This is a genomic window from Frankia sp. AgB1.9 (assembly GCF_016786355.1).
Lineage (GTDB): Bacteria > Actinomycetota > Actinomycetes > Frankiales > Frankiaceae > Pseudofrankia.
Window position 1 is genome coordinate 1 of record NZ_JADWYX010000055.1, and the last position, 26,448, is coordinate 26,448.

The 26,448-nt window shown below is 73.9% G+C and carries 25 protein-coding genes and 2 pseudogenes; 18 read left to right on the plus strand and 9 right to left on the minus strand.

The window, feature by feature from the left end:
- A pseudogene (locus tag I6A60_RS21965) lies at positions 1-638 on the plus strand (hypothetical protein); the annotation flags it as partial.
- Here I6A60_RS21965 and I6A60_RS21970 read toward each other — a convergent pair.
- Positions 605-1,594: an SDR family NAD(P)-dependent oxidoreductase gene (locus I6A60_RS21970; protein WP_203012500.1), complete on the minus strand. Its 990-nt coding sequence runs from the start codon at positions 1,592-1,594 to the stop codon at positions 605-607. The pseudogene I6A60_RS21965 and the gene I6A60_RS21970 overlap by 34 nt on opposite strands.
- Positions 1,595-1,781: 187 nt before the next feature.
- Positions 1,782-3,512, minus strand: coding sequence for an MFS transporter (locus tag I6A60_RS21975; protein WP_238435960.1), 1,731 nt, complete (start codon positions 3,510-3,512; stop codon positions 1,782-1,784).
- 165 nt (positions 3,513-3,677) lie between these two features.
- On the opposite strand from I6A60_RS21975, the gene I6A60_RS21980 reads away from it, so the two are divergent.
- Positions 3,678-4,268, plus strand: coding sequence for a MarR family winged helix-turn-helix transcriptional regulator (locus I6A60_RS21980; protein ID WP_307873804.1), 591 nt, complete (start codon positions 3,678-3,680; stop codon positions 4,266-4,268).
- Between the two features lie 84 nt (positions 4,269-4,352).
- On the opposite strand, the gene I6A60_RS21985 is transcribed toward I6A60_RS21980, so the two are convergent.
- On the minus strand, positions 4,353-5,849 hold the full coding sequence (locus I6A60_RS21985; RefSeq protein ID WP_307873805.1) for a TIR domain-containing protein: 1,497 nt from the start codon (positions 5,847-5,849) through the stop codon (positions 4,353-4,355).
- Positions 5,850-5,926: 77 nt separating this feature from the next.
- On the minus strand, positions 5,927-7,027 hold the full coding sequence (locus tag I6A60_RS21990; protein ID WP_203024404.1) for a tyrosine-type recombinase/integrase: 1,101 nt from the start codon (positions 7,025-7,027) through the stop codon (positions 5,927-5,929).
- Between the two features lie 90 nt (positions 7,028-7,117).
- On the opposite strand from I6A60_RS21990, the gene I6A60_RS21995 reads away from it, so the two are divergent.
- The 4 genes from I6A60_RS21995 to I6A60_RS22010 all read left to right on the plus strand — a co-directional run bounded on the left by I6A60_RS21995 (position 7,118) and on the right by I6A60_RS22010 (position 11,841).
- On the plus strand, positions 7,118-7,330 hold the full coding sequence (locus tag I6A60_RS21995; protein ID WP_203024403.1) for a helix-turn-helix domain-containing protein: 213 nt from the start codon (positions 7,118-7,120) through the stop codon (positions 7,328-7,330).
- Positions 7,331-7,368: 38 nt separating this feature from the next.
- The gene (locus I6A60_RS22000; protein ID WP_203024402.1) at positions 7,369-7,956 is read left to right on the plus strand and encodes a Clp protease N-terminal domain-containing protein; all 588 of its coding nucleotides are present in this window, start codon (positions 7,369-7,371) and stop codon (positions 7,954-7,956) included.
- Between the two features lie 175 nt (positions 7,957-8,131).
- On the plus strand, positions 8,132-9,868 hold the full coding sequence (locus I6A60_RS22005) for an ABC transporter ATP-binding protein (RefSeq protein WP_203024401.1): 1,737 nt from the start codon (positions 8,132-8,134) through the stop codon (positions 9,866-9,868).
- Positions 9,865-11,841, plus strand: coding sequence for an ABC transporter ATP-binding protein (locus I6A60_RS22010; RefSeq protein ID WP_203024400.1), 1,977 nt, complete (start codon positions 9,865-9,867; stop codon positions 11,839-11,841). The genes I6A60_RS22005 and I6A60_RS22010 overlap by 4 nt, the downstream gene beginning before the upstream one ends.
- A 222-nt stretch (positions 11,842-12,063) precedes the next feature.
- Here I6A60_RS22010 and I6A60_RS22015 read toward each other — a convergent pair whose 3' ends face one another.
- Positions 12,064-13,257: an MFS transporter gene (locus I6A60_RS22015; RefSeq protein ID WP_307873806.1), complete on the minus strand. Its 1,194-nt coding sequence runs from the start codon at positions 13,255-13,257 to the stop codon at positions 12,064-12,066.
- Between the two features lie 362 nt (positions 13,258-13,619).
- Here I6A60_RS22015 and I6A60_RS22020 point away from each other — a divergent pair, with 362 nt between their 5' ends.
- Positions 13,620-14,153 (plus strand): hypothetical protein, encoded by a 534-nt coding sequence (locus I6A60_RS22020; protein WP_203024405.1) that lies wholly within the window; start codon positions 13,620-13,622, stop codon positions 14,151-14,153.
- A gap of 266 nt (positions 14,154-14,419) precedes the next feature.
- Here the strand turns inward: I6A60_RS22020 and I6A60_RS22025 are convergent, their stop codons facing one another.
- Positions 14,420-15,433: a GlxA family transcriptional regulator gene (locus I6A60_RS22025; protein ID WP_203024399.1), complete on the minus strand. Its 1,014-nt coding sequence runs from the start codon at positions 15,431-15,433 to the stop codon at positions 14,420-14,422.
- Positions 15,434-15,591: 158 nt separating this feature from the next.
- Between I6A60_RS22025 and I6A60_RS22030 the strand changes: the two genes are divergently transcribed.
- From I6A60_RS22030 to I6A60_RS42895, 4 genes are all read left to right on the plus strand, one after another.
- Positions 15,592-16,167 (plus strand): SigE family RNA polymerase sigma factor, encoded by a 576-nt coding sequence (locus I6A60_RS22030; RefSeq protein WP_203024398.1) that lies wholly within the window; start codon positions 15,592-15,594, stop codon positions 16,165-16,167.
- Complete coding sequence (locus I6A60_RS42885) at positions 16,164-17,018, plus strand: PASTA domain-containing protein (protein ID WP_203024397.1); 855 nt, start codon at positions 16,164-16,166, stop codon at positions 17,016-17,018. Before I6A60_RS22030 ends, I6A60_RS42885 begins: the two co-directional genes overlap by 4 nt.
- A gap of 274 nt (positions 17,019-17,292) precedes the next feature.
- Positions 17,293-18,003 carry a hypothetical protein gene (locus I6A60_RS42890; protein ID WP_307873807.1) on the plus strand — a complete coding sequence of 237 codons (711 nt, stop codon included), beginning with the start codon at positions 17,293-17,295 and terminating at the stop codon, positions 18,001-18,003.
- Complete coding sequence (locus tag I6A60_RS42895) at positions 18,000-18,437, plus strand: hypothetical protein (RefSeq protein WP_255545407.1); 438 nt, start codon at positions 18,000-18,002, stop codon at positions 18,435-18,437. Before I6A60_RS42890 ends, I6A60_RS42895 begins: the two co-directional genes overlap by 4 nt.
- A gap of 284 nt (positions 18,438-18,721) precedes the next feature.
- On the opposite strand, the gene I6A60_RS22045 is transcribed toward I6A60_RS42895, so the two are convergent.
- The gene (locus I6A60_RS22045; protein ID WP_203042736.1) at positions 18,722-20,080 is read right to left on the minus strand and encodes a hypothetical protein; all 1,359 of its coding nucleotides are present in this window, start codon (positions 20,078-20,080) and stop codon (positions 18,722-18,724) included.
- 417 nt (positions 20,081-20,497) lie between these two features.
- On the opposite strand from I6A60_RS22045, the gene I6A60_RS22050 reads away from it, so the two are divergent.
- Positions 20,498-21,304 (plus strand): methylenetetrahydrofolate reductase, encoded by an 807-nt coding sequence (locus I6A60_RS22050; protein WP_203023433.1) that lies wholly within the window; start codon positions 20,498-20,500, stop codon positions 21,302-21,304.
- A 271-nt stretch (positions 21,305-21,575) separates the two neighbouring features.
- Here I6A60_RS22050 and I6A60_RS22055 read toward each other — a convergent pair whose 3' ends face one another.
- The gene (locus I6A60_RS22055; protein WP_203023432.1) at positions 21,576-22,316 is read right to left on the minus strand and encodes a maleylpyruvate isomerase family mycothiol-dependent enzyme; all 741 of its coding nucleotides are present in this window, start codon (positions 22,314-22,316) and stop codon (positions 21,576-21,578) included.
- A 158-nt stretch (positions 22,317-22,474) separates the two neighbouring features.
- Here I6A60_RS22055 and I6A60_RS22060 point away from each other — a divergent pair.
- The 3 genes and pseudogenes from I6A60_RS22060 to I6A60_RS22070 form a co-directional block, all read left to right on the plus strand.
- A pseudogene (locus tag I6A60_RS22060) lies at positions 22,475-22,906 on the plus strand (Tn3 family transposase); the annotation flags it as partial.
- 12 nt (positions 22,907-22,918) lie between these two features.
- Positions 22,919-23,152, plus strand: coding sequence for a GNAT family N-acetyltransferase (locus I6A60_RS44125; protein ID WP_203023439.1), 234 nt, complete (start codon positions 22,919-22,921; stop codon positions 23,150-23,152).
- Positions 23,153-23,244: 92 nt separating this feature from the next.
- Positions 23,245-24,018 carry a bifunctional 2-polyprenyl-6-hydroxyphenol methylase/3-demethylubiquinol 3-O-methyltransferase UbiG gene (locus tag I6A60_RS22070; protein WP_203023430.1) on the plus strand — a complete coding sequence of 258 codons (774 nt, stop codon included), beginning with the start codon at positions 23,245-23,247 and terminating at the stop codon, positions 24,016-24,018.
- 119 nt (positions 24,019-24,137) lie between these two features.
- On the opposite strand, the gene I6A60_RS22075 is transcribed toward I6A60_RS22070, so the two are convergent.
- Positions 24,138-24,614: an NUDIX hydrolase gene (locus I6A60_RS22075; protein WP_203023429.1), complete on the minus strand. Its 477-nt coding sequence runs from the start codon at positions 24,612-24,614 to the stop codon at positions 24,138-24,140.
- A 22-nt stretch (positions 24,615-24,636) separates the two neighbouring features.
- Here I6A60_RS22075 and I6A60_RS42900 point away from each other — a divergent pair, with 22 nt between their 5' ends.
- The 3 genes from I6A60_RS42900 (at position 24,637) to I6A60_RS22085 (ending at position 26,423) form a co-directional block, all read left to right on the plus strand.
- Complete coding sequence (locus tag I6A60_RS42900) at positions 24,637-24,771, plus strand: hypothetical protein (RefSeq protein ID WP_255545376.1); 135 nt, start codon at positions 24,637-24,639, stop codon at positions 24,769-24,771.
- Positions 24,772-24,892: 121 nt separating this feature from the next.
- On the plus strand, positions 24,893-25,783 hold the full coding sequence (locus tag I6A60_RS22080; protein WP_203023428.1) for an aminoglycoside phosphotransferase family protein: 891 nt from the start codon (positions 24,893-24,895) through the stop codon (positions 25,781-25,783).
- A gap of 91 nt (positions 25,784-25,874) precedes the next feature.
- The gene (locus I6A60_RS22085; RefSeq protein WP_255545377.1) at positions 25,875-26,423 is read left to right on the plus strand and encodes an Ldh family oxidoreductase; all 549 of its coding nucleotides are present in this window, start codon (positions 25,875-25,877) and stop codon (positions 26,421-26,423) included.
- Positions 26,424-26,448: the final 25 nt, after the last annotated feature.

Consider the following 26,448-nt stretch of genomic DNA (forward strand, 5'->3'; position numbering starts at 1 on the left):
CGGCGGGCCACCCGCGGGCGGGGGGCCCCCCCCCCCCCCCCCCCCCCCCCCCCCCGGCGCCGGCCCCGGCCACGGCTCCGGAGGCGGCGGGGAGGCGGGCGGAGGCGCTGCGCCCGCTGGTCGCGCGCGGGGTGAGCGCCGACCTGTGCGACGCGCTGCTCGCGATGGTGACCGCGCCGCGGGTCCGGACGCTGGAGTTCTCCTTCTACTGGGCGCAGCGCGCCGGGCTCGACACCCCGGCCGTCGTCCGGGCCGCCCTGCACCGCCTCGACGCCGACGCGCTGCTGCGGCTGCGCGACGAGCTCGCCGCCCTGCCCGAGCCACGCCACCCGACCGCCGTCTACGGCCAGGTCACCCGGCTTGACCGTGGCGACGGCGGCGACGGCGGGGTCGCGACGATTCACGGGGTCGTCGGGCGGTCCACCCCGCGCACCGTGCAGGTCGCGGTGTCCGGACCCGAGTACGACGACGCGATCCACGCCTACCGGACCCGGACTCCGGTCGTCGCGACCGGCCGGCTGCTGCGCCGCCGTGGCGGCATCCACGTGCTCACAGGCCGGTTCAGCGTCGCGACCGCCATCGTCGGCGCCCAGCCCGTGACCGCTCAGCCGGGCAGGCCGACCCGTTCGAGGGAGTAGTCCCACAGCCCGCGGGCCAGCCCGGGGTCGTTGGCCTGGCGGGCGGTGAACAACCGGTCGCCCTGGTGGAACCGCATCCGGAACGTGCCGTTGAGGGCCTGCGGGTTGGTGCGCGTCGCCAGGTCGACCAGGGGCATCGCGCCGCTGGCCGAGGACCTGGCGCCGAAGACCTTCAACGGCCGCCGGTAGAACGTCCGCACGAACCAGCTGTCCCGCCCGAAGCTGCTGAGCACCACCCCCGGGTGCACGGCGGTCGCGGTCGGACCGTCCGGGTACCCGCGGCGGGCGAGCTCCTTGACGAAAAGGATGTTCGCCAGCTTGCTCGTCGAATAGGCGACGAAGGGCCGGTAACGCCGGTCCACACAGCCCGGATCGGTCTCCAGACCCGTCAGGTCGATGCGGCCCTCCAGGTTCATGAAGCTGCTCGTCACGATCACCCGGGAGCCGGGCGTCTCCCGCAGTCGGGGCAGCAGCAGGCTCGTGAGCAGGAACGGAGCGAGATGGTTCACCTGGAACGTCAGCTCGTTGCCGTCCTCGGTCACCACCCGGTGCGGGAACAGCCCGCCGGCGTTGTTGACCAGCACGTCGATCCGTGGGCACAGGGCGGCCACCTCGGCGGCGGCGTCCCGGACGTCGGAGAGCCGGGCGAAGTCGGCGACGACCGGGGTCGCGCCGGTCTCCGCGGCGACCGCGGCCGTCTTCGACGGCGACCGGCCCAGGGCGATGATCCGAGCCCCGAGCGTCGCCAGCTGACGGACCGCCTCGGCGCCGATGCCGGCGCTCGCGCCGGTGACGACCACTGTCCGGCCGGCCAGCGGCTGGTCGCCCCCCGCGTCCCGGAGCACCGGCTCCGGTGGTATTCGAGGTGCCGGCACCAGCGCCGGCCGCTGTTCGTCGTGTACCGGGCGTGGGGTCTCGTCGACCAGCTGGCCCGTTCTCTCCTGGTGTGGTGCCACGCTTCCTCCGCCGTCGTCCCGGTCGCCGCGCACGGGGCCGCGCGATCATCGCACGACTGGGCGCGACCCGCGCGGGTCCGTCGGGTCCCCTACCGGTTCGGGACAGCCCGTCGCGAAAGCCCTCGGCTTCGAGGCAATCTTGACGGTGATCGGGGCGGGGGAGATGTCGCTGCGACGACAGCGACGGTCACCCGACAGACGCCCCCGGCGGCAGCCGGCCCGCCGCCGGGGCGACGGCCGGGCTCAGGCGCGGTGGCGGGCTGGGCCGGGAGAGGGCGACGGGGCTGCCGGGCAGGGCGGCCGGGTCTCGGGTCGTCTCCCCCTGGGCCGCGGGCTGCGTGGGGACCGCGGCCGGGCCGGCCGGCGCGGGGGCGCCGCCGGTGGCCGTCGAGCCGTGCGGGCCGACGACCAGGTAGACGACGACCGCCGCGGCGGCGAGGAAACCGGCGCCGGCGAAGCTCGCGACGTTGAACCCGTGTACGACCGCCGCCTGCGCCAGCGCCCGCGGCCCGCCCGTCGCGGCGTGGTGCGAGCCGAGGTAGCCGGTCGTCGCGGTGCCCGCGATCGTGCCGAGCAGCGCCAGGCCCAGCGACGCGCCGATCTGCTGGAACGTCATCACCGCGCCGCCGGCGACGCCCGCGTCACGGCCGGCGCCCAGGGTCGCGATGCTGTTCGCCGGCATCATGACCCAGCCCATGCCGAAGCCCAGCACGACCAGCGCGGGCAGCGCCCCCGCCCAGTAGGAGCTGTCCGGCCGCAGCAGGCCGATCAGTGTCAGCGCCGCGGCCGCCGACACGAGCCCGGTGACGAGCAGGTTGCGGATCGCCACCCGCACGATCAGCCGGCCGACGATGCGCGCCCCGGTGACGAGGCCCGCGGTCAGCGGGAGGAACGCCACCCCGGTGCGGGTCGGCGAGTAGCCGAGCACCTCCTGCAGGTAGTAGGTGAGGAAGAAGAACCCGGCGAAGACGGCGACACCGATCGCGAGCGTCGCGAGGTAGGAGCCGCCGCGGCCTCGGTGCAGCACCACGCGCAGCGGCAGCAGCGGGCTCGGGACCCGCGCCTCGACCAGCACGAACGCGGCGAGCAGCACGGCCCCGGCGACGAGCGCCGCGACCGTCCCCGCCGAGCCCCACCCGTCGGTCTGGGCCCGGGAGAACCCGAACACCAGCGCCATCAGCCCGACCGTCGCGAGCAGCGCCCCGGCGATGTCGACGCGGCCTCGGCCCGGCGCCACGGCACCGGGGCCGGGGGCGCCGGCGGCGGGGGCGGGCGTGTGGCGGGGCACCGCGCTGACGGTCACGGCGGCCGCGACGAGGGCCAGCGGGACCGCGATGTACATGCTGTAGCGCCAGGACAGGTACCCGGTGAGCACTCCGCCGAGGATCAGGCCGATCCCCGAGCTGGACCCCATCACCGTCCCGAAGATCGCGAACGCGCGGGCCCGCTCGGCCGGGACCGTGAACGTCGTGCCCAGGAGCGCGAGCGCCGCCGGGGTGAACAGCGCCCCGAACATGCCCTGCAGGCCGCGGGCGGCCAGCAGCATGCCGGTGTCGACGGCCGCGCCGCCCAGTGCCGACGCGGCCGCGAAACCGGCCAGTCCGATGAGCAGCGCGCGGCGGCGGCCGAGCAGCTCGCCGACCCGGCCACCCAGCAGCAGGAAGCCGCCGTAGCCGAGCGCGAACGTCGTCAGCACCCACTGGCGGGTCGGGTCGGACATGTGCAGGTCGCGCTGCGCCGACGGCAACGCGATGTTCATGATCGTGAGGTCGGCGGCGACCATCAGCTGGCCGAGCGCCGCCGCGGCCAACGCCCGCCAGCGCCGGCTCTCGGCGCCGCCGGGCACCGGCGCGTCGCTCGCGGCCGCCGGGGCGACCGCGAGCAGGCCGTCGGCGGGACCTGGGCTGTCTGTCGTCATGGGTGTGTCTCTCCCGCCTGGCGCCGCGCGGGGCGGCACCGGGGCCACGGTCCGGCCCGGCGGAACGCCCAGGCCACACCAGAATCATTGGACAAGCCAACGTTGGTGGCGCCAACAGTAACAAGATTCGTGGGTCCTGCCAACGAAATTGTTAGACTCCGGAGCGTGAATCGCAGGCGGAACGTGACACCGAGCCCGGACGGTGGCCCGGACCTGGTGGCCGGGGCATGCGCCGATCCCGGCGAGCCCGACTGGGCGCCGGCGGGCGTCGAGAACTACTCGGCGATGTGGCCGACCCGGCTGAGCCGGCTGGCCACCTGGCTGGTGAACAAGACCGCGGCGCACTCCCACCGGCTGACCGCCGAGGGCTTCGCGGGTACCGGCGGGCGTCGCTACCACTACGCGCTGCTGGCCTCGCTCGCCGAGTTCGGCGCGTCCAGCCAGGCGAGCCTCGGCCGGCGGTGCGGCTTCGACCGCAGCGACGTGGCCGCCATGGTCAACGAGCTCGCGGCGGCCGGCTACGTCGAGCGGACCCAGGACCCGGCCGACCGCCGCCGCAACATCATCGCGATCACCGACGCGGGCCAGGCGCGGCTCGCGGAGTTCGACGTCATCGCCGAGGCGATGCAGGACAGGCTGCTCGCCCCGCTGTCACCCGCCGAGCGGGCCGAGTTCGTCCGGCTGCTCACCCGCGTGCTCAACCACCAGGCCGCCACCCACGGTCCCAGCGGCGAGCCGATCACCCACCACACCTGAGCCGCCGGCACCCCCGCGGCCACACCGGCACGGCCGGACCCGGCCTGGCGGCGGGCCGCCGGCCGGTCCTCAGACGCAGGGCCGTCAGCTGGTGGTCGAGGCGAGCCGGGCCCCGATGCTCCACAGGACGGTGGTCTTGCCGGCGCAGGCCGCGGCCAGCAGCGCCCCGTCGCGGGAGAACGCCAGGTCGTTGACGGCGCCGTAGCCGCTGGACAGCGCGGCGAGGCGGTTCGGGCGCCCCGGAGTGGTGATGTCCCACAGCGCGACCGTGCTGTCGGCGGCTCCGGTCGCGACCCTGGTCGCGTCGGCGCTGACCGCCAGCGCCGTCACGGCCTTGCGGTGGCCGGTCAGCTCGGCGACGGGCTCCGGGTGGGCGGGGCTCGTGATGTCCCACAGCCGCGCGGTCCGGTCGGCGCCGGCGGTCGCCAGCAGCGTCGGCGTGACGAACCGGACGGCGTGGACCGTGTCGCGGTGCGCGGCGATCGAGGCGGTGCGGGTCGGGTGCTCGGGGTCGGCGACGTCCCAGAGGATGACGGTCTTGTCGTCGCCGCCGGACGCCAGCCGCCGTCCGTCCGGGCTGAACGCGACCGACTGCACGCCCTTGCGGTGGTCGGTCAGCAGGGCGAGCACGCTCTGGCGGCCCGAGCGCCGCGTGTTCCACAGCGCGACGGCCTTGTCCTGCCCGCCAGTGGCCATGATCGACGCGTCGGGGCTCAGTGCCACGGCCCGGATGTAGTGCTTGTGCCCCACCTCGCTGAACACCAGCTCGGGCGCCGCCGGGTCGGCGAGGTCCCACACCGCCACCCGCATCGCGTCGCCGACGACGGCGAGCCGCGTGCCGTCGGCGCTCGTCGCGAGGTCGCGGACCCACTCCTGGCTGTACCGGGCGCCGTACTCGATCTCGACCATCGTGGTCGGCCGGGCGGGCTTCGCGAGGTCGAACAGGCGGACCTTGCCGTCCTGCGCGCCGGTGACGAGCAGCCCGCCGCTCGCCGGGAACTCCACGGCCCGCACAGGAGACGGGAACCCGGCCAGCTCGGCGAGGACCTCGACACCGTCCTCGGCAGCCTGCGCGGGCACGACCGCGGCCACAGCTGGGACGGCCGCAGGGGGCACCGCGGCCGGCGGGGGAGTCGCGGCCGGCGGGGCTGACGCCTCCGCGGCGGGCTCGGTGCGCAGCACGGCCAGCTGGCGGCGCAGCCACTCGCGGGCGACCGGCCGCTCCAGACCGAACAGGTCGAACGACACGACCCGGCTGAACCGGCCGGGCCGGCGGCAGTCCGCGACCCGGACCGCGACCAGCCGTCCGGCGGCCGCGTCGTCCAGCGTGTCCGCCGCGGAGCCGACCGCGGCCAGGTAGTCGTCGGACAGCACGACCAGCACGTGCTCGGCGTGGCCGGTCGCGGCGGCGAGCGCCGGGGCGGCGTCCTCACCGGCGGCCGGGGCCAGCGGCGGCTCGGCGATCGCCCGGACACCGGCGTCCTGCAGCTGCCAGACGAGCCAGTCAGCCCAGCCGCGGTCGGCCTCGACGAACGACACCGTGAAATCCCACCGGACGCCGTCCGGGGATCCGCCTGCCACGCTGGGGGTTGTCACAGGTCGAGACTGCCACGTCAGGACCGGCCCGGCCCAGCCGGCCCCACCTGCGTGCCCGCCGGCTACAGGCCGACCTGGCTCGACGGGTTGTCACGGTCGAACAGCCGGCCGGCGCGGACGTAGCTGTCCAGCGACGCGGCCGACCGCCACCGGCCCTGCCGCATGATCGCCCGGTCGGAGGCGCCGGCGCGGGCCGCCGCCGTCGCGAAGCCCGAACGCAGCGAGTGGCCGGCGAAGTCGGCCGGGTCCAGCCCGGCCGCCCGCGCCCGGCGCTGCACGATCCGGGCCACCGAGCTGGCGTGCAGCCGCCCGGCGCCGACCTGGCCGTGCCGGTTGATGCCCCGGAACGCCGGCCCGTCCTCGACGCGGGCCGCCGCCGTCCAGGCCTGCCAGGACCGCACCGGGCAGGTCGGCCGGTAGGAGCCGTACGCGACGCCGACGAGCGCACCGGCGCCCTGCTGGTCGGTCTTCGACGAGCGGACCGACAGCACCAGCCCGTCGGCGGTCACCTCGACGTCGGCGACGTCCAGGCCGACGAGCTCGGAGCGGCGCAGGCAGCCGGCGAACCCCACCAGAAGCAGCGCCCGGTCCCGGACGGCCGCGAGCGCCGCCGCCGGGCCCGCCGGCTCGGCCCCCAGGCCGGGCGGCTCGTCGAGCGCCGCGAGGACCCGGGTGAGCAGCGTCGTCTCCAGGGCGGCCTTGCGCTCCGGGCGGACCCCGTGGACCCGGCGGATGCCGTCCCACACGGTCGCGACCTCGACGGACGCGGCCGGGTTCACCGGCGCCTTCGCGAGCTGGTGGGCCACCGAGAGCGCGGCGAGGCGGCGGCGGATCGTCGACGGCTTGTAGCCGTCGTCGGCGAGCGCCGTCAGGTAGCCGGCGACGGTCAGGGCGCTCGCCGGCACCGCGACCGGCGCGCCCGGCTGCGCGGCGCACCAGGCGCGGAAGTGCCGCAGGTCGGCGTCGTAGGCCTTCCACGTCGACGCCGCCCGGGCCGCGCGGGCGTAGTCCGTCACCCGGCCGGTCAGCCACGCCGCCAGCTCACCGTCGTCGGGGTCGCGCTCCAACGGCACGGGAAGCGCGGCGCCGGCCGGGTCCGCGCCGGGCGGGCGCGACCACTCGGGGCCGGCGGGGTCGAGCGCCGGGACGGGTCCGCTGGCCATGGTCGGAGTGTTCTCCCGCCTCTCACCTGGCGGCAACGAGCTGGCCGCCGCTGTGGACAGTATGATGCCTGTCAGTTCAAACTGACAGCCGTGAACGTTGACGCCCTTCTGGACCGGGTCCGCGCCGGCGACCCGGCGCTGGGACTGCGCGCGGTCGGCGCGCTGCACCGGCTGGCCGAGCAGGTCGAGGCGGTCGCCGTCGTCGCCGCCCGCGACCGCGGCTGGTCGTGGGAACAGATCGGCGACGCCCTCGGGGTGTCACGCCAGTCCGCGCACGCCAAGCACGGCCGGTCCGCCGGCTAGCGGCGGCCGGGTCGAACACGGAGGGGGAGGGTGGGCGGATGCGACCGCGGTTCGGCCCCGGCGCCCGCGAGGTGATCGGCTCGGCGGTCGCCGAGGCCCGGCTGCGCGGCGACCGCCGGATCGGCACCGAGCATCTGCTGCTCGGGGTGCTGCGCCACCCGGACACCGCCGCGGCCCGCGCGCTGGCGGTGGACCTCGCCGACGCCCGCGCCGCGCTGGCGGCGCTCGACCGGGAGGCGCTCGCGGTGCTCGGCATCGACGTGAGCCCCGGGCTCCCCGTCCCCACGGGCGGGCCGTGCCTGGCCCCCGGCGACCCGTGGGGATCCCCGGAGGAGGAACCCGCCGCCGGGCGGCTGTTCGGCGCGGACCGGCCCCCGCCGAGCCCCGAACAGGTCGCGCGGCTGCGGGCGGCGCTGAGCTCCGGTGCCCGCGCCGTGCTGGCCCGCTCGATCGGCGCCGCGCCGCACGACCCGGCCGGACGCGCCACCCCCGAGCTTGTCCTGGCGGCCCTGCTCGAACGACAGCCACCCGACCCCGCCGCCGCGCTGCTCGCCCGCCTCGGGGTCGACCCCGCCGCGGCCCGCGCCCGGCTCACCCCGCCACACCCACGCCCGCCCAGCGGCTGAGCCCCGCGCCCGGCCCAGAAAACGCGTTGACCTGAAGTGGAGTTGAGCTCGTAGTGTCCCCATACGCCGACGGCGAGACACCCGGAGACCGGCGCCGTCCGGTCCGGGCCTGTCACAGCCATATGGCAGCCTTGCTACCGCCGTCCGCGCCGACGCCGAGAGGGATCACCGCCGCATGCTGATCCGAGTCCTGCGGGCCCACCTCGGGCCCTACCGCGGCCAGATCGCGGCGCTCGTCGTGCTCCAGCTGGCCGCCACCTTCGTCATGCTCTACCTGCCGACACTGAACGCCGACCTGATCGACCACGGCGTCGTCGAGGGGGACACCGGCTACATCGTGTCCATCGGCGGCATCATGCTCGCGCTCACCTTCGGGCAGGTCGTGTGCGCCTGCGGCGCCGCGTTCTTCAGCGCCCGCACTGCGATGGCCTTCGGCCGCGACGTCCGCGCCTCGGTGTTCAACCGGGTCCAGTCGTTCTCCGCCCGCGAGATCGGCCACTTCGGCGCCCCGTCGCTGATCACCAGGGCGACGAACGACGTCCAGCAGGTCCAGATGCTCGCCCTGCTGTCCGGCACGATGATGATCTCGGCGCCGTTCATGTGCATCGGCGGGATCATCCTGGCGATCAACCAGGACGCCAAGCTGTCGCTGCTCCTGGTCGCCGTCGTCCCGATCCTCGGCATCGTCATCAGCCTGATCATCCGGCGGATGCACCCGCTGGGCCGGGCGATGCAGGAACGGCTCGACACGGTCAACCGGGTGCTGCGCGAGCAGCTCCACGGCCTGCGGGTGATCCGCGCGTTCGTCCGCGACACCCACGAACGCGACCGGTTCGCCGTCGCGAACGCCGAGCTGACCGACACCTCGGTGCGCTACGGCCGGCTGATGGCACTGATGTTCCCGCTGGTGTTCGCCGCGGTGAACATCTCCTCGATCGCGGTGATCTGGTTCGGCGCGCACCGGATCGACTCCGGCGGCATGCAGATCGGCGCGCTGACCGCCTTCCTGTCCTACCTGATGCAGATCCTCATGTCGGTGATGATGGCGACCTTCATGTTCGCCATGATCCCGCGCGCCGCGGTGTGCGCCGAGCGGATCTGTGAGGTCCTCGACACCGAGACGACGCTGCTCGCGCCGGAGAACCCGGTCACGGAGCTCGCCCGCCACGGCGAGCTGGAGCTGCGCGGCGTCGGGTTCCGCTACCCGGGCGCCGAGGCGTCCGTGCTGCGCGACATCAGCCTCGCCGCCCGGCCCGGCCAGGTCACGGCGATCATCGGGTCCACCGGCGTGGGCAAGTCGACGCTGATGTCCCTGATCCCCCGGCTGTCCGACGTCACCGAGGGAACGGTGCTCGTCGACGGCGTCGACGTCCGTGACCTCGACCCGGCGCTGCTCGCGAAGACCGTCGCCCTCGTGCCGCAGAAGCCGTACCTGTTCTCCGGCACGGTCGCGTCCAACCTGCGCTACGGCGACCCGGACGCCACCGACGACGAGCTGTGGCGCGCGCTGGAGACCGCGCAGGCGAAGGGGTTCGTCGAGGCGATGCCCGACGGGCTCGCGACGTCGATCTCCCAGGGCGGCACGAACGTCTCCGGCGGGCAGCGCCAGCGCCTCGCGATCGCCCGCGCGCTGGTGCGGCGCCCCGAGGTCTACCTGTTCGACGACTCGTTCTCGGCGCTGGACTACGCCACCGACGCGGCGCTGCGCGCGGCGCTGGCCCGGGAGACCGCCGCCGCGACCGTGGTGATCGTCGCCCAGCGGGTCGCGACGATCCGCGACGCCGACCAGATCATCGTTCTCGACGCCGGCCAGATCGTCGGCGTCGGCACCCACCACGAGCTGATGGCCGACAACGAGACCTACCGGGAGATCGTGCTGTCCCAGCTCACCGAACAGGAGGCGGCCGCATGACCAGCCCGAACGGCCGGCCGGGCGGCGCGCCGGCGCAGCGGGCACCGGTGGGCGGGCCGCCGATGGCCCGGATGATGATGCAGGGCGGCAACGTCGAGAAGCCCACCGACTTCAAGTCCTCGACCCGCCGGCTGCTGCGCCTGCTCAGCCCGCAACGCCACCTGGTCATCCCCGCCGTGGTCCTCACCGCCCTCGGCGTCGCACTCAACGTGTCCGGCCCCCGGCTGCTCGGCCACGCCACCGACCTCGTCCTGACCGGCCTGCTGTCCAAGCACATCCCCGCCGGGGTCAGCAAGGCGCAGGCCGTCGCCCAGCTGCGCGCCCAGGGGCACAGCACCCAGGCGGACCTGCTGTCCTCGCTGAACGTCCGCCCTGGCAACGGGATGGACTTCGACGCGATCGGCCGGGTGCTGGCGATCGTCCTGGCCGTCTACCTGGTCGCCCTCGTCTGCAACATCCTGCAGGCCCGGCTCATCAACGCCGCGCTGCAGCGGATCCTGTCCGACCTGCGCGCCGAGGTCCAGGCGAAGATCACCCGGCTGCCGCTGCGGTACTTCGACCGGGCCCAGCGCGGCGAGGTCCTCTCCCGGGTCACCAACGACATCGACAACCTCGGCCAGAGCGTCCAGCAGTCCCTCTCACAGCTCATCCAGTCCATCCTGCTGATCATCGGCGTGCTGTCGATGATGTTCTGGATCTCCTGGCTGCTCGCGCTGATCGCGCTGGTTACCGTCCCGCTGTCGATGCTCGTCGCCGCCCGGGTCGGGAAGCTCTCCCAGCCGCACTTCGTCAACCAGTGGCGCACCACCGGCCGGCTCGGCGCCCACATCGAGGAGATGTACACCGGGCACTCCCTCGTCCGGCTGTTCGGCCGCCAGGACGAGGCTGCGGCGACGTTCGCCGAGCAGAACCAGAAGCTGTACGAGGCCAGCTGGCGCGCGCAGGCCCTCGCCGGGCTGATGCAGCCCGCGATGATGTTCATCGGGAACCTGAACTTCGTGTTCGTCGCGGTCGTCGGCGGGCTGCGGGTCGCGTCCGGGGACCTCTCGATCGGCTCGGTGCAGGCGTTCATCCAGTACTCCCGGCAGTTCTCCCAGCCGCTGACCCAGGTCGCCTCGATGGCGAACCTGGTCCAGTCCGGCGTGGCGTCCGCCGAGCGGGTGTTCGAGCTGCTCGACACCGACGAGCAGAGCCCCGACCCCGAGGTCCCGGCCCGTCCCGGCGAGCCCCGCGGCCGGGTCGCCTTCGAGCACGTCGCGTTCCGCTACGAGCCAGACAAGCCGCTGATCGAGGACCTGTCCCTGGTCGCCGACCCCGGCGACACGGTCGCGATCGTCGGCCCGACCGGCGCCGGGAAGACCACCCTGATCAACCTGCTGATGCGGTTCTACGAGCCCACCGGCGGGCGGATCACCCTCGACGGCGTCGACATCGCGACGATGACCCGCGACGAGCTGCGGGCGACGACCGGGATGGTGCTGCAGGACACCTGGCTGTTCGGCGGCACCATCGCGGACAACATCGCCTACGGCGCGCAGGGGGCGACCCGCGAGCAGGTCGTCGAGGCCGCGAAGGCCGCCCACGTCGACCGGTTCGTCCGGCTGCTGCCGAACGGCTACGACACGGTGCTCGAGGACGAGGGCACCGGCGTGTCCGGCGGCGAACGCCAGCTGATCACGATCGCGCGGGCGTTCCTCGCCGACCCGCAGATCCTGATCCTCGACGAGGCGACCAGCTCGGTCGACACCCGCACCGAGGTCCTCATCCAGCGGGCCATGGCGCAGCTTCGCTCCGGGCGGACCGCGTTCGTTATCGCCCACCGGCTCTCGACGATCCGCGACGCCGACACGATCCTCGTGATGGAGCACGGCTCGATCGTCGAGCAGGGCTCCCACCACGAGCTGCTCGCCGCCGACGGCGCCTACGCGCGCCTCTACCAGGCCCAGTTCGCCCAGGCGGTCGCCGAGGTCTGACGGTCCCGGGCGCGGCGCCTCTCCTCTTCTCGTGCTGGCCGTTGATCGCCGTTTTGGCCCTGGCGTGGTCGTGATCTGGCCGTCTCCACGACCACCCGAGGGCCGAAACGGCGATCAACGTACGAAGGTGTCGGCGGCCGGGTGCGGGCCCGGCCGGCGCCGCGCGACGGTGGGCAGGAGAGGAGCGATCAGCGGTTCGGTCCGGACCGTGGAAGCCGCCGGTCAGCGGTCCGGCCCAGGCCGTCCGGTGGGAGGTCGTCTCGCGATGGCGGCGAGCAGGAGGCAGGGGAGCGTGGCGGCGACGAACAGCCAGCGGGGCGACAGCCACGCCGAACCGGTGGCGTAGAGGCCGAACGTCAGGATCGCGACGGCTTCCATGGCGGCGCCGGAGATCGAGCTGACCGTCGCCCGGACCGAGTCCTCGACGCTGTCCTGCAGCCGGGCGTCCGCCTGCGCGAGCGCCCAGTAGAAGATCCCGAACGCGGCGGCGACGCCGACGATCCCCACCGGCAGGCCGGTGCCCGCCCCCACGGCGAGCAGGACCGCCGCCACCGCGAGCGCCGGGCCTAGCCAGCGGCCACCCCGACCGGCGAGCAGCCCGCCGATCGTCGACCCGGCGGTCACCGCCAGCACCAGCAGCGGAACCAGGCCCGGCCCGGCGCCGGTCCCGCGGGCCAGCAGTGGCAGGTACTCGTCCAGGGCCGCGACCCCGGTCAGCGTGGCGGTTAGCAGCAGCACCCGCCGGAGCACCGCGGACCGCCGCACGGCCCCAAGGCCGGCGCGCAACGTCGCGAGCTGACCCAGGTCGTCGCCACCCGCGCCCTGGTTGTCCGGGGTCGGCTCGCTCGATGCTGCCCCGGCTGTACGGTCACGCGAGGAGACCCGCTCCGGCTCGGCCGGCCCTGACCGCGTGCGCACGGGGGTCCGGGGCAGCGTCCGGCCGGCCGCCGCGCAGGCCAGCAGCGCCAGGACGCTGCACGCGCCGACGAGCCGGTAGCCGCCGGCGGAGACCAGCGGGGCGGCCAGCGCGGTGGCGACCAGCTCGGCGGCGCCACCGAACGCCTGGGCGCGACCCGACAGCCGCGCATAGGCGCCGGCCGCGCCGACCCGGTCAACCTCGGCGTAGACGAGAGCCTGCAGCGTGCCGGACCGCAGCGCCGTGCCCGCCCCGAGCAACACGAACCCGGCGGCGAACGACCAGAACACCGGGAAGACGACCCAGAGCGCGTAGCCGGCCGCCTCCAGCAGCGGGGCGAGGATGACCAGCAGCCGCCGGGACACCACGTCCGCCCACACCCCGGACGGGATCTCCACCAGGAACGACGCGGCCGACCACAGGGCGAACAACACCGAGATGCCCGCCGGCGACACCCCAGCATCCGCGAACACCAACGCGTACACGGGGTAGAACGGCACACAGTCGGCGAGAAACGCGTACGCGTACAGCCGTCGGGCCAGGACCCGCTCCGGGGCCGACCACGGCTTGCCGCTACCGCTCGAGTTGCCAGTTCTGGATCAATGTCGCCAGGTCACACCGGCAGGCTACGGCCTTCCGCCCGCCTCCGCACCGGATTTTCGCCCGCCCGAACGGGTCTGGGGGAAGTCGGATCCCAGGGTGGTGGCGTGAATCCGGCGACATCTGGCATTTCAGCCAGGGTCGGAGCGGCGAGCGGGTGCATAGCGTCCAGGTCGCGGCCTTCGTGCTGGTCGGAGGCCCACCGACGTCCCCGGTCCCGGGACTCGGCCCGACCATCCACGGAAGCCGGAGCGACCGACACGTGAACAAGATCCTGCTCAGCCTGCACGTCCTCGCCGCGATCCTCACCGTCGGCCCGGTCGCCGTCGCGGCGAGCATGTTCCCGCGCTACCTGCGCCTCGCCGCCGATCCGGCGGACAGCCCGGGGGAGAGCACCCCGCTGACGGTGGCCCGGACCCTGCACCGGATCTGCCGGGTCTACGCGCTCGTCGGCCTCGCGGTGCCGTTCTTCGGGCTGGCGCTCGCCGGCCCGCTGCACGTCTTCGGCCAGGCCTGGGTCATCGTCTCGATCGTGCTCACCGCCGCCGCGGCCGCGCTCCTCGCGGCCGTCGTGCTACCCGGCCAGAGCCAGGCCCTCGCCACTCTGACCGGCCAGCCCGTCGCCGCGCGGGCCGAAAGCGTTCCGGCCGTGCCGGACCCCGCCACCACGGCCGACCCCGGGGTGGGCGCACGGCTCGCAGGCCGCCTGGCGATGACGACCGGCATGTTCAACCTGCTCTGGGCCGCCGTCGTCGTCATCATGATCGTCCGACCAGGTTCGACCACCGGCGTCTGAGTGGCGGGCCCGGTGCCAGACTGGTGGTGATCTGGGTTGTGGGGGTGGTGGCCACCCTTGGCGCAGCGGACCGCGACCGTCGGGCCCTGCGACCGTTCCTTGATCGCCGATTTGGCCTTGCCATGGTCGTGGCCTGGCCATTTCCGCACCCACCCGAGGGCCGAAGCGACGATCACCAGCACCAACGGGCCGATGCGGGCGCGGGCACCCCGTTCACAGGGGTGAATCGGCGCTTTGGACCGACCTGGAGATCTACCGGAGACGGCCTACGCCGCGCGGGCGGCCTCGGGGGAGCGGAACGCACGGCGGTAGGCCTGCGGGCTGGTCCCGACCAGCCGGCGGAACCGGTCACGGAACGCCGCGGGGGAGCGGAAACCAACCCGGGCCGCGATCCACTCGACCGGATGGTCCGTCGACTCCAGCAACTGCTGGGCGCGCCGCAGCCGGGCGAGCGCCAACCACTGGGCCGGCGTGGTGCCGGTCTGCTCCCGGAACCGGCGCGACAGGGTCCGCGTCGACAGCGCCGCCTCCCGGGCCATCCCGATGAGGGTCAGCTCCTCGTCGAGATGGCCGGCGAGCCAGCGCAGCAGCGGCTCCAGCGACACCCCGTCCGGCGCCGGCGGCTGGTGCGCGATGAACTGCGCCTGCCCACCGGCCCGCTCCAGCGGCATCACCGACAGCCGGGCCGCGTCGGCCGCGACCGCCGACCCGAAGTCCGCCCGGACCATGTGCAGGCACAGGTCCAGCCCGGCCGCCGCGCCCGCCGAGGTCAACACCCGGCCACCGTTGTCGACGAACAGCACGTCCGGGTCGACGTCGACCCTCGGGTAGCGGGCGGCGAGCTGCGCCGCCCCCAGCCAGTGCGTCGTGGCCCGCAGGCCGTCGAGCAGGCCCGCCGCGGCGAGGATGAACGCCCCCGAGCAGATCGACGCGACCCGCGCCCCACCCAGGCCGTCCGCCCCGGCCGCCGCCGCGCGCAACGCGTCCAGGACAGCCGGGTCCACCGGGGCGCCGACGTCGCCGGTACCGGGGACGACCACCGTGTCCGCCTCGGCGAGCAGGTCCAGCCCGTGGCGGGCGCGCAGCGTGAAGGCTCCCGCGTCGACGTCGGCCCCCGGCCGGGCCGCGCAGACGACGACCCGGTACGCCGCACTCCCGTCGGCGAGCCGCGTCCGGCCGAACACCTCCACCGGCACCGCCAGGTCGAACGGGACGACCCCGTCGACCGCCAGCACCGCCACCAGCCGCGGGACCGGGCCGCGTGCCGCCACCACCGTCATGGCCGAAATCTAGGACACCGCCGGATTCCCGCCACCAGGACCCAGGCGGACTCCGGCCTGGGCCACCGCCTCCAGCGCACCCACCGGCGGTCCGCACAAACCGGCCAGGACGGGCAACCCCGGGCGGATGAGGCAGCGTCTGTAGGGAGGGAGGTCACATGGGACCAGCGGACGGCGACGACGGGTTCGTCGCCTACTTCCAACCGCGCACCGCGGGGCTGCTGCGGTTCGCCTACCTGCTCACCGGCGACGCGGGGGAGGCCGAGGACCTGACCCAGACGACGCTGACCCACGTCTACGTCGTCTGGCGCCGGGTGTCCGGCCACGCCCGGCCCGACGCCTACGCCCGGCGGGTCATGGTCAACGCCAACGTGAGCCAGTTCCGCCGCCGCCGCATCCACCACGTCCTCGTCGAGCGGCCACCCGAGAACGCGCAGGCCTCGGCGCAGCTCGCCGCCATCGAGGACCGCGCCGAGCTGGCCAAGGCCCTCGCGGCACTCCCACCCCGCCAGCGGGCGGTCGTGATCCTGCGCTACTGCGAGGACATGCCGGAAGACGAGGTCGCCACGCTGCTGCGCTGCTCGACGGGCACGGTGAAAAGCCAGGCGTCGAAGGGCCTCGCGAAACTGCGCGCGGACCCGACCGTCGCCGCCCTCGGCCCGCCGACGACCACCACCACACCACCCGGCCGGGTCCCCCTCACCAGCGCCGCCCGCGGAAAGGAGACCCCGTGAACCCCACCCGTCACCCCACGGACCGCCGCGACGACGACGCCGAGGGCGCCACCGCCGACTGGCTGCGCACCGCGGCGGGCCAGGTACACGCCACCGCGCCCGACAGGCTGCTGACCAGGGCGCTGGCCGCCGCCCCGGCGGCCCGGCGCCGCCGCCGCCTCGCCGTCGCGATCCCGGTGACCGTCACCGCGTTCGCCGTCGCCGCGGTCATCACCGTGACGGTCCTGCTCACCGGCAGCAGCCCCGCGGTCAGCCACGTCACCCAGCCCCTCGCCGGCCGGCCCGCCGCCACCCTGGCGACGACCGGCCCGCCGGACATACCCGCGATCGTCGTGACCATCGGAACGCAGCCGCCCACGGTCGCGCCGACCCAGCCGGGCCCGCAGACGACGGTCCCAGCCGCAGCGACGCCACCCCCGTCGCAGGCCCTCACCACGGTGCCCAACACGGTCGGCACGACCAGCACCGACGCGACGTTCACGCTGCGGGCCCTCGGCTTCACGGTCAGCCAGACGCCGGTGTGCCGCTCGACGGACATCCCGGCCGGCCAGGTCCTCGCCCAGCAGCCAGCCGCGGGCACCCGGGCCGCCCCGACCGCGACCATCACCCTGCGGGTCGCCGCCGACTGCGTCGACGTCCCCAACGTCGTCGGAACCACCCCGCCCGCGGCGAAGACGACGCTTGAGGCTGCCGGTCTCACGGTCTGGCTGAACGGCCAGTGGAACTGCCCCGCCGGCTACGGCAGCGTGACGACCCAGAGCCCCGCCGGCGGCACCCGCGCCGCCCAGGGGAGCACGGTCGCCATCACCTACGCCTGCGCGACCTCAGCGTCCGTCGCCCCCAGCCCCTGACCGCCACCACCTCGCCCCCCCGCCCTGTCCTGCCATCCCCGCCGGTCCGGATGACAGGACAGGGCCCGACCCCTCCCGGACGGCCGGGTCGCGTACACGGCCGACCTCGCGGCCCGGCGTCACCGCCTGCTCGGCTGGATTCCCCCGGCCACCGGGCCCGGTCTTGCTACGGTGCGGAAGGCCGCTACTGGCGCGGGTGGGTCACCACCGGGGAACGGCCGCGTGACCGTCGACGCCGACCGCCTGGGCCCGCGACGCGAAGGAACCCTTTCGCGTGAGGTGGGCTATGAACCTGCGGTACGGCATGAACCCCCACCAGCGGCCGGCGACGGTCGAACCCCTCGGCGACGCGCCGCCCGTCCGGGTCCTGCACGGCCAGCCCTCCTACATCAACATGCTGGACGCGCTGGGCGGCTGGCAGCTCGTCCGCGAGGCGGCCGAGGCCCTCGGCCGGCCCGCCGCCGCCTCGTTCAAGCACGTCTCGCCGGCCGGAGCCGCGCTCGCCGGAACCCTCGACGCCACCATGACCGAGACCTACGGGCTGGGCCGCGCACCGGTCGGGGCGCTGACCAGCGCCTACGTGCGGGCCCGCGACACCGACCCGAAGAGCTCCTACGGCGACTTCGCCGCGGTGTCCGCGCCGGTCGACGCCGAGCTGGCCGAGCTGCTGCGGCGGCTGGTCTGCGACGGGATCGTCGCGCCCGGTTACGAGCCCGGCACCGTGGCGGCGCTGTCCGCGAAGAAGAACGGCGCGTTCGTCGTCCTCGAAGCCGACCCGGCCTACCAGCCACCCACCCGGGAAATCCGCGAGGTCCACGGGATGCGTTTCGTCCAGCCACGGGACGACGCCGTCCTGGACCGAACGACGCTCGCCGACGTCCAGGTGGGAACGGTGCCCGACGGCGCGCTCGACGACCTGCTGCTCGGCCTGATCTGGTCCGTCACACCCAGTCGAACTCGGTCGCCTACGTCCGCGACGGGATGACCCTCGGGGTCGGCGCGGGCCAGCAGTCCCGGGTCGACGGCGTCCGCGTCGCCGGCGCGAAGACCGACACCTGGTGGCTGCGCCGCCACCCCCGCGTCCAGGCCCTGACCGCCGGAGGCGACCGGAAGATCCAGGATCGGATCAACGACCAGATCAGCTACCTCGACGCGGACCCCGCCGCCCGTGGTGACGACGCTGGCCCGGTACCGCTGACAGGCGCCGATCGCGCACGCTGGCTGCGCCAGCTCGACCAGGTCGCGCTCGCCTCCGACGGCGCCCTGCCGTTCCCGGACAACATCGACCACGCCCACCGCCACGGCGTCCGCTACATCGCCGAACCAGGCGGGTCCACCCGCTCGGCCAACGTCGCCGCCGTCTGCCAGGACCGGGGGATCGCCCTCATCCACACCGGCCTGCGCCTGTTCCGCCACTGACCTCGTCGAATCACCCCGATCATGAAAGCGGCTGGCCCTGGCCGGGTCGCCAGCCGCTGCCGAGACCCGCACACAAGTTCTCGATCATCAAACAGGCCTGATCATCGGGCCTGTGGGGGAGAGGAAGGCCCAGCGCCGCGACCGTCAGCGGCTGGCCGCCGCCCTGATCCCCGTCTTCGCCCCCGGGTGGCTACGAAAAAGGCCCGGCAACGACCATCGGAGGGTCGCCACGGCGATCATGGAGACGCCGAAGGCGAGCGGACCTCGTCGAAGGCGGGCTGGAGTCAGCCGGTGATCTGGGCGAGCTGGGCGGCGAGCGCGTCGGCGTGGCGTTCGGCGCGTTCGGCGCGGGACCGGGCGTCGGCGCGGGCCTCGCCCAGCACTGCCATCCGCTCCGCCGCCGCCGCGCGGTCGGCCTCCCGCGTCGCCGCCGCCTCGGCCCGGATGCGGCCGACCTCGGTATCCGCCGCGGCCCGCACCCTGGCCAGCTCGTCCCGGACCCGGCCGAGCTCGTCGGCGGTCTCCCGGCGCAGCCGGTCGGCCTCGGCCGCCGCCTCGGCCCGGACCCGGTCAAGGGTGGACGCGGCACCGGCCCGGTCCGCCGACGCCGCCTCCCGCAGCGCGGTCAGCTCGGCGCGCAGCTCCGCCTGTGCCTCGGCCGCCGACGCGGCGTCGCGGCGGGCGCCACCGAGCTCCGCGTTCGCCGCGGCCAGCTGACCGCGTAGCGTCGCCATCTCCCGTTCCGCGGTCGCCCGGATCGTCGCCAACCGGGCCGCCGCGTCCGCCCGCGCCGACTCGGCCCGTTCGTCGGCCTCGGCCCGTGCGGTCGCTACCTCCGCCCGGGCCTGGGCCCTGGCCGTCTCGACCTCCGCCGCCGCCTGGGCGCGGACCCGCGCGATCTCCTCGGCGGCCTGGCGCTCGGCGTCCCCCGCCGCCTCCCGGGCGGCGAGCGCCGCTGCGTCGGCCACGGCCAGACGCCGTTCCAGCTCGTCGAGCGCGACGGTGGCCTCCGCGGTGACCGCCTCCGCGTCCGCCCGCGCCACGGTCTGCTCCCGGGCCGCCGCCTCGGCGCGGACCGCCCGGGCGGTCGCCTCACCCACCCGGCGGGCCGCGTCCGCCTCCGCCGCCTCGACCTGCGTCTCGGCCGCGCCGACGTCGCCCAGCCGCCCCAGCGTCGTGGTGAACGCCTCCAGTGTCCGGCCGAGATCGGCGGCCAGCGTCCCGACGTGGGCGGCGAGTTCGTCGGCGCGCAGCCGGGCCACCGCCACCGGCCGCGTCTCGGACCGCGCGCCCGCACGACTGGCCGGCACGCTGCCCGCGCCGGTCCGCCGCGGACCGTCACCCGTCTCGAGCCCGCCGTCGGCCGCGGTCAGCGCGGCGAGCTCGCGGCGGCGCCGGTAGGCCGACAGCCGGGTGTGCGCCGGGTCGTCGCAGTACGCGGGCGGCCGGCCGGGCCCGTCCGCCGGCGCGCACGGACGCCCGCACCCCGGGTAGCCACACACCGCCCCGGCCACCTGGTCCGACGCGTCCCGGACAGCGGCGAGACGGCCGGCGTCGTCGGTGACGCCGGCCGCCTGACCGATCTCTCCCCCGACCTCCGTCCCCAAATCCCCGCTGTTGTCCCGTGTCGCCGCCGCTTCCACCTTCGCGCCCCCTCCACCAGTTTCGTAACGTCCAGACCGTAGCAGGAACGAAACGCAACGACGGAACGAAACGCTTGAGAGTTGCGAAACGAAAAGTCTGACGCTCGATAAGCTTCACTTCTCGCGCGTTAGAAATCGGGCCCGGGGGAGCGGCATCTCCGAGCTCGACACGCGACAGTCCGCGTCGTCGCGGCGTTCTGCACACGGCGCGCCTTGGGTGATCGCTGCTCTGGCCCTCGGGTGGTCGTGATCAGGGCGTCAACGCAGCCACCTGAGGGCCGAATCGGCGATCATGCAAGGGGGGGTCTCCACAGCATCCGCCGAGGATCGGGCGGATATGGCGGACCAGCGCCGATCCGGCCAGCACCCGCGCGGTGTGCCTGTGGGCGGTGGGTCGTGGCGTCCTATCCTGTCCGGGTGCAGGAATCCACGGCGGGTCACGAACGTCCGGTGCGCGGCTTCGAGCTGATCTGCGAGATCGAGCCACCGACCCGGCCGGACCTGACCCACGCCCGCCACCAGATCGGCGTCCTGAGCCCGGTCACCGACGCGTTCCTGATCCCCGACAACCACATCGGACGCGCGACGGTGTCGAGCATCGCCGTCGCCCACGAGGTGCAGGCGATGGGGGGACGCAGCATCGCCTGCGTGAACTCCCGCGACCGTAACCTGCTCGGCTTCCGCCGCGATCTGCTCACCGCCGCGGCCTACGGCGTCGAGGAGTTCCTGTTCGTCCACGGCGACAAGCCGACCGCCGGGAACCGGACCAGTGACCTGACCGTGCGCGCGATGATGGACGAGGCCCGCGCGGCCAGCGAGGACCCGGTCTTCGCGGACAGGCCGGCGTTCCGGGTCGGCGCCGCGGCCGGCCTGCGTCCACTGCCCACCTGGAAACGAGCGGCCGACTTCCTGTTCGTACAGGTCAGCTACTCGGTCGACGCCCTGCTGCGCTGGCGCGACGCCCATCCGGTCGAACTGCCGATCTACGCCGGCGTCATGGTCCTCGCGAGCGCCGGGATGGCCCGCCGCCTCGCCGCGACCATTCCCGACATCGACATCCCCGACGACCTCGTCCAAGCAGTCGAACGGGACCGGGCGGCCGGGGTCGAAGCGGCCTGCGACCAGGTGCTACGGCTGCGCGACAGCGGCGCCTTCGCCGGTGTGCACCTCGTCCCGGTCAGCCGCTACCGCCAGGTAGCCACCCGACTTGAGGACCTTCTCTAACCGCCCGGGCCGTTTCTCACAGGTCCTGGTACTTTCTGCCGCCTTAGCCCCCCCCGCTGAAAGCGGTCAGGGAGCGGTGGCGGGCGATCAGGTGATCGCTGTTTTGGCCCTCGGGTGGTCGTGATCAGAGCATCAACACAGCCACCTGAGGGCCGAAGCGGCGATCATGCAGGGAGGCTGCCGGCGCACGGTCAGGTCATCGAGGCGCCAGGATCCGGCGGCGATGTGTGGAGGCTGGCGGTCATCAATGGGCCTCGCCTGGGCCGAGTGCTCAGAACGTGGTGTTGGCGAGCCAGACGGTCCAGAGGTCTTCATCGCCGACGATCTCCAGGGAGCCGTCGTCGGCGGGGAGACGGCGCAGCAGTGCGAGCAGCAGGTCGGCCGCGGTGCCGCGGACGGCGGTGTCCCCCTTGCCGTGGCCGTGGTCCCATGTGATCCCGCCCGGACCGCCGCGAACCGTCCACTCCCCGTCGAGGCCAAGGCCGTCGTCCGTTGCGTGCAGGTGCATCGTGGCGCCTTCGCGCAGGGCGGTGGCGTCGGGGCGCGCGGCGAGAAGGCCGAGCCATTCGGCGACCCCGTCCGCCGCGAGCGCCGGCTCGACGGTGTACTCGGTTCCCAGCGCGAGTGCGGCGTCGACGCGGTGGACGACCGCCTCGTACAGCCGCCGCCGGACCCACCAACGGGCCGGCCGCGGGCCAGTGAACGTCCACACCGGCACGTCTGGATCCACGGCGACCGCGTCGAGCAGCAGCGCCGGGCTCTCGCGCAGCCAGGCGACCGCGCTGTCGTGGTCAGCCGGTGGCTTGCCGCCCGCGACCGTGCGTGGGTCGATGATGTCAACGGCCCGCGCCTGGACCATCGCCGCGGCCCACCGATGACCACGCCCGACGTGGCGCATCAGTTGGGTCAGGTCCCAGCCCGGGCAGGCCGGAACCGGTGTGTCCAGATCGGCCTCGCCGAGCAGATCGGCGAACAGATCGTTCTGCTCCACCAAAGCGGCAGCGTGGTCCACGACTGGCACCGTACGCCGATGCCAGGTCAGAACGTCGGCGAAATACTCGGCCGAGTGTGGGTGCAGCCGGCGAGCCACAATGGACGGCCGTCGCGGGATGACCCGTGGTCCAGGACCGGGGCCCGGTCAGAACCGCCTTCGACCAACGCGGGCGCTTCTACGGCCGGATCTTCAAGTCGCTGCACATCCTGGCCTACATCGATACCGACGAGACCTACCGGCGCGACATCAAGCACATCCGCAACCTGCAGGAAGGCCGCCATGCCCTGGCCCGCAAGATCTGCCACGGCCGCAAGGGCGAGCTGTACCACCGCTACGAACGCGGCCTGGAGAATCAGCTCGGCGTTCTCGGACTCGTTTTGAACTGCGTGGTCCTGTGGACCACGGTCTACCTGGATGCCGCCGTCCGCCAGCTCAAGACCCAGGGCTACCCGGTCCGCGAGGAGGACATGGCCAGGCTGTCGCCGTTCGTCAACCGGCACCTCGGAGTCCACGGCACCTACAGTTTCGTCCTGCCGGACCTCGCGCCAGGAGCGATCCGCGAACTGCACGATCCCGAGGTGCCCGATGATGACGAGGGCGACACGTGAGCCGCCAAGCGCATCGGCAGTCGCCTCATCCAGGGCCTCCTCGACGAGGCCGCTCGCCGCGGCCACGCCGTCAGCCTCGACGTCCTGGCCGTCAACCAGCAAGCGCACGCCCTCTACCAGCGACTCGGCTTCCATGACCTCGCGCGGCACGGCGAGAACAACATCAAGATCAGAATGAGCTCCGCGCGACCCGGCGATGAAAGGTCGACGGCGCCCAGCCCTGAGCAGGCCAGGCTACGTCTGTGATCTTCAGCGGTTAGCGTCGCGGTTCGTGATCGCTTGTTGTCTCTGGGGGGCAGAGGTCAGGCCCTCTGCCCGCGGCGCAGGACACTGGCGGGGTGAATTTTGAAGGTCTTGTCCAGATATACGACGTCGGGGACGAGGACGCGCGGCTGGTGGCCGAGCGCAATCGGGTGGAGTGGGTCCGTACTCTCGAGCTCCTCACCCGCTGGCTTCCGCCATTTCCTGCCAGGGTCCTGGACGTCGGTGGCGCTTCGGGCCGGTACGCGGCCTGGCTCCTCGAACGCGGCTACCAGGTTCAGGTGGTGGACCTGGTAGACAAACACGTGCGCCAGGCGCGGGACCGCGGACTGGACGCGGTACAGGGTGACGCGCGGGCACTGCCGTGTCCAGACGCATCAGCGGACGCGGTGCTGCTGATGGGCCCGCTCTACCACCTGCCGGACGGCCCGGACCGGACGAAGGCGTTGGGCGAGGCGGCGCGGTGCACGGTCCCCGGCGGTGTCGTGGTGGTGGCGGCGATGTCGCGGTGGGCCAAGCCGGTCGTGCGGACCGTGCAGGACCAGCTCGGCGACGAGGCGATTCGGGCCCACCTGCTGCGGGTGATGGAACACGGACACGACTCGCACGGCGACGTCTTCGACCAGGTCTCCTACAACCATGACCCGGCCGAGCTGCACACCGAGCTCGTCACAGCCGGCCTGACGGACGTCACGATAGTTGGCGTGGAGGGGCCGCTGGGGGCACAGGCCCGCAGGGACACCCAACTCGAACAGACCGCGATCGCCGCGGCCCGACTGGCCGAGACCGCCGCACCACACCTGTCGATCCACCTACTCGCACGCGGACTCACCACGTCGGTCACTTCCTGACCACACACGACGGGCACCGTCCCGAGCCTGGCTCTGTGGTCACGCGACGCGAGGTGTCCGTTAGGCGTGCACCGCTCGAAGCTGGCCGTCGTGACGGTTCTCGTCCGTGGTGTCAGAAGTCAGAAGATCGACGCTGTCCCGACGGCCCGGCCGGTGTCGAGATAGTGAGCGTTGGTTCGGCGAACGGCGTCGAGGCTCGCGTGGACACGGTCCGCCATGCGTGGGATCAGGTAGCGCTCCAGGTGCTTCGCCGCGACCCAGCTAGCCTCGTCCAGTTCGTCGGGTGGCAGATCGAAAGTCGTGTCCGGCGCGACTACGGGGGCGTCGAAGACGAAGTTGAGCAGCCCGTTGTGGCCGTCGCGAGCCGAGACGTAATCGACGACCAGGAGACGGCCCACGGCTAGGGCGACCCCGAGTTCTTCCCGCAGTTCGCGTGCCGCCGCTTCGGGGGGCGCCTCCCCGTCCTCGACGACGCCGCCCGGGATCTCCCACCACTCACGGCCGCGGGGGTGGACGAGAAGGACGCGGCCGTCGGGGTCCCGGATCAGGGCACCCGCCGCTGCTCGCAGCAGCGCGGGGCTGGGGTAGTCGCTCATACCCGAGCACGATAAGGACGCCGTGGTCGAGGCTGGGACACCCACGGCGGCGAGCTCGGGGCCGACCCGCACCGGAGTGGACGGCACCCGCGAAGCGGTCACCGCGCTGGTCGCCTTGACCTGCGACCGCGAGCCGTGGCTGACCGAATACTTCTGACCACCCAGCACCCCGGCGCTCGGGCGCACCCCGCGCCCGCCGCCCCGCTTGCAGCGTTGACAGTCCAGACCCGGACCCACCGGGCCGCCGCCGTCCCCGACCAGCACCCTTGGAGACCCTGTTGACCCCCACCGCGCCGATCCCCGAGGACCTGCACCGCTGGGCCGAGCAGCACCTGCCCGCCACCACCCGGGCCACCGACACCTCCTGGCCGCGCAGCACCTCCCAGGTCTGGCGCGTGGACGGCGCGAGCACCAGCGCCTATGTCAAGATCAGCCCCTCACGCCGCGCCTTCGAGCGGGAGATCCACGCCCACCGCCACGCCAGGGCGGCACTGCCCCCCACCGCGGCCCCCCGCCTGATCGCCTACGACACCCGCACCCTCGCCCTGCTGACCACCGCGGTCCCCGGCGCCGTGGTGCGCGGGCTGCCGCTGGACCCGGACATCGAGACCCGGGTCCACCACCTGGGTGGCACCCTGCTGCGGGGCTGGCACGACCACCCCGAGGCGCAACCCGAGGGCGCCCGCGAGGCGGTCACCGCCTCGATGACCGCGCAGGCGGCCGAGGCGGCACTGTGCCTGAAGGCCACCGAGGAACTGCTGCACCCCGACGAGCGGGAACTGGTCGCCGAGGTCGCCCACGACCTGGTCGCCCTGGCCGCCGGCCTCCCGCTGGTCTACCTCCACGGCGACGCCGCACCGCGCAACTGGCTCTGGGACCAGGTCACCACCACCCTGGCCCTGATCGACTTCGAGACCGCCGAACACGGCCTCGCCGTCCAGGACATGATCTGGCTCCGCGGCGCCATGTGGCCTAGCCAGCCGCACCTGCGCGAGGCGTACCTCGACGGCTACGGCCGCCCTCTGACCGAAGATGACCAGCGGCTACTGCTGCTGCTGACCGCCCGGCTGGCCGTGTCCTACCTGACCACCGGCCTGCGCAACCAGGACCAGGCGCTCATCGACCGCGGTCGCACCGCGCTCGGCGACCTGGTCCGCACCTACGCCTGACCCCCGCACCGCCTATCGAGCACCTGACTGTCGCCTTCCCTCGTGGAGAGGAGCGCAGCCATGCCCTCGTCGCACCTGATACCCGACCCGCCTGGCCGGCCCCCGGCCGGGCCCCGGCCGGGCCGCCGGGCAGCAGGACGCGCCGGCGGCCCGCGTCGCCCGCCGCGACGTCGCGCGGCTGATGTCCGCCGCCTGCCGCCACCAAGGCGTCCCGGCGGAGCAGATCGACGCCGTGGTCGCGCACTACCTGGAGGGCGAGTTACGCGGCAAGCCCTCACACGGCGTCGCGAAGTTCTGCTTCGAGTCGCAGTTCTTCCACCTACGCCAGGGCCCGCCCGAAGTGGTCCACCAGCGGGGCGTGTTCGCCGTGGTCGACGCCCACCGCGAGATCGGACCGCTGTCCGCCGCGTTCGCCGTCGACCTCGCCGTGGCCACCGCAGCCCGCCACGGCGCCGCCGCCGTCGGGATGATCAACACCCAGCGGTACGGCATCCTCGCCCCCTGGACCGAGGAGATCGCCCGGCACGGCCTGATCGGGATCGCCACCAACACCTCCCGCGCCGAGGCCGTCCCCGCCGGCGGCCGGACCCCGGTCCTGGGCGTCAACCCCACACACTTTCCCGCACAGGGCCGCCACTGAAGGGCGGCAAAAGCTGCCCGGCAGA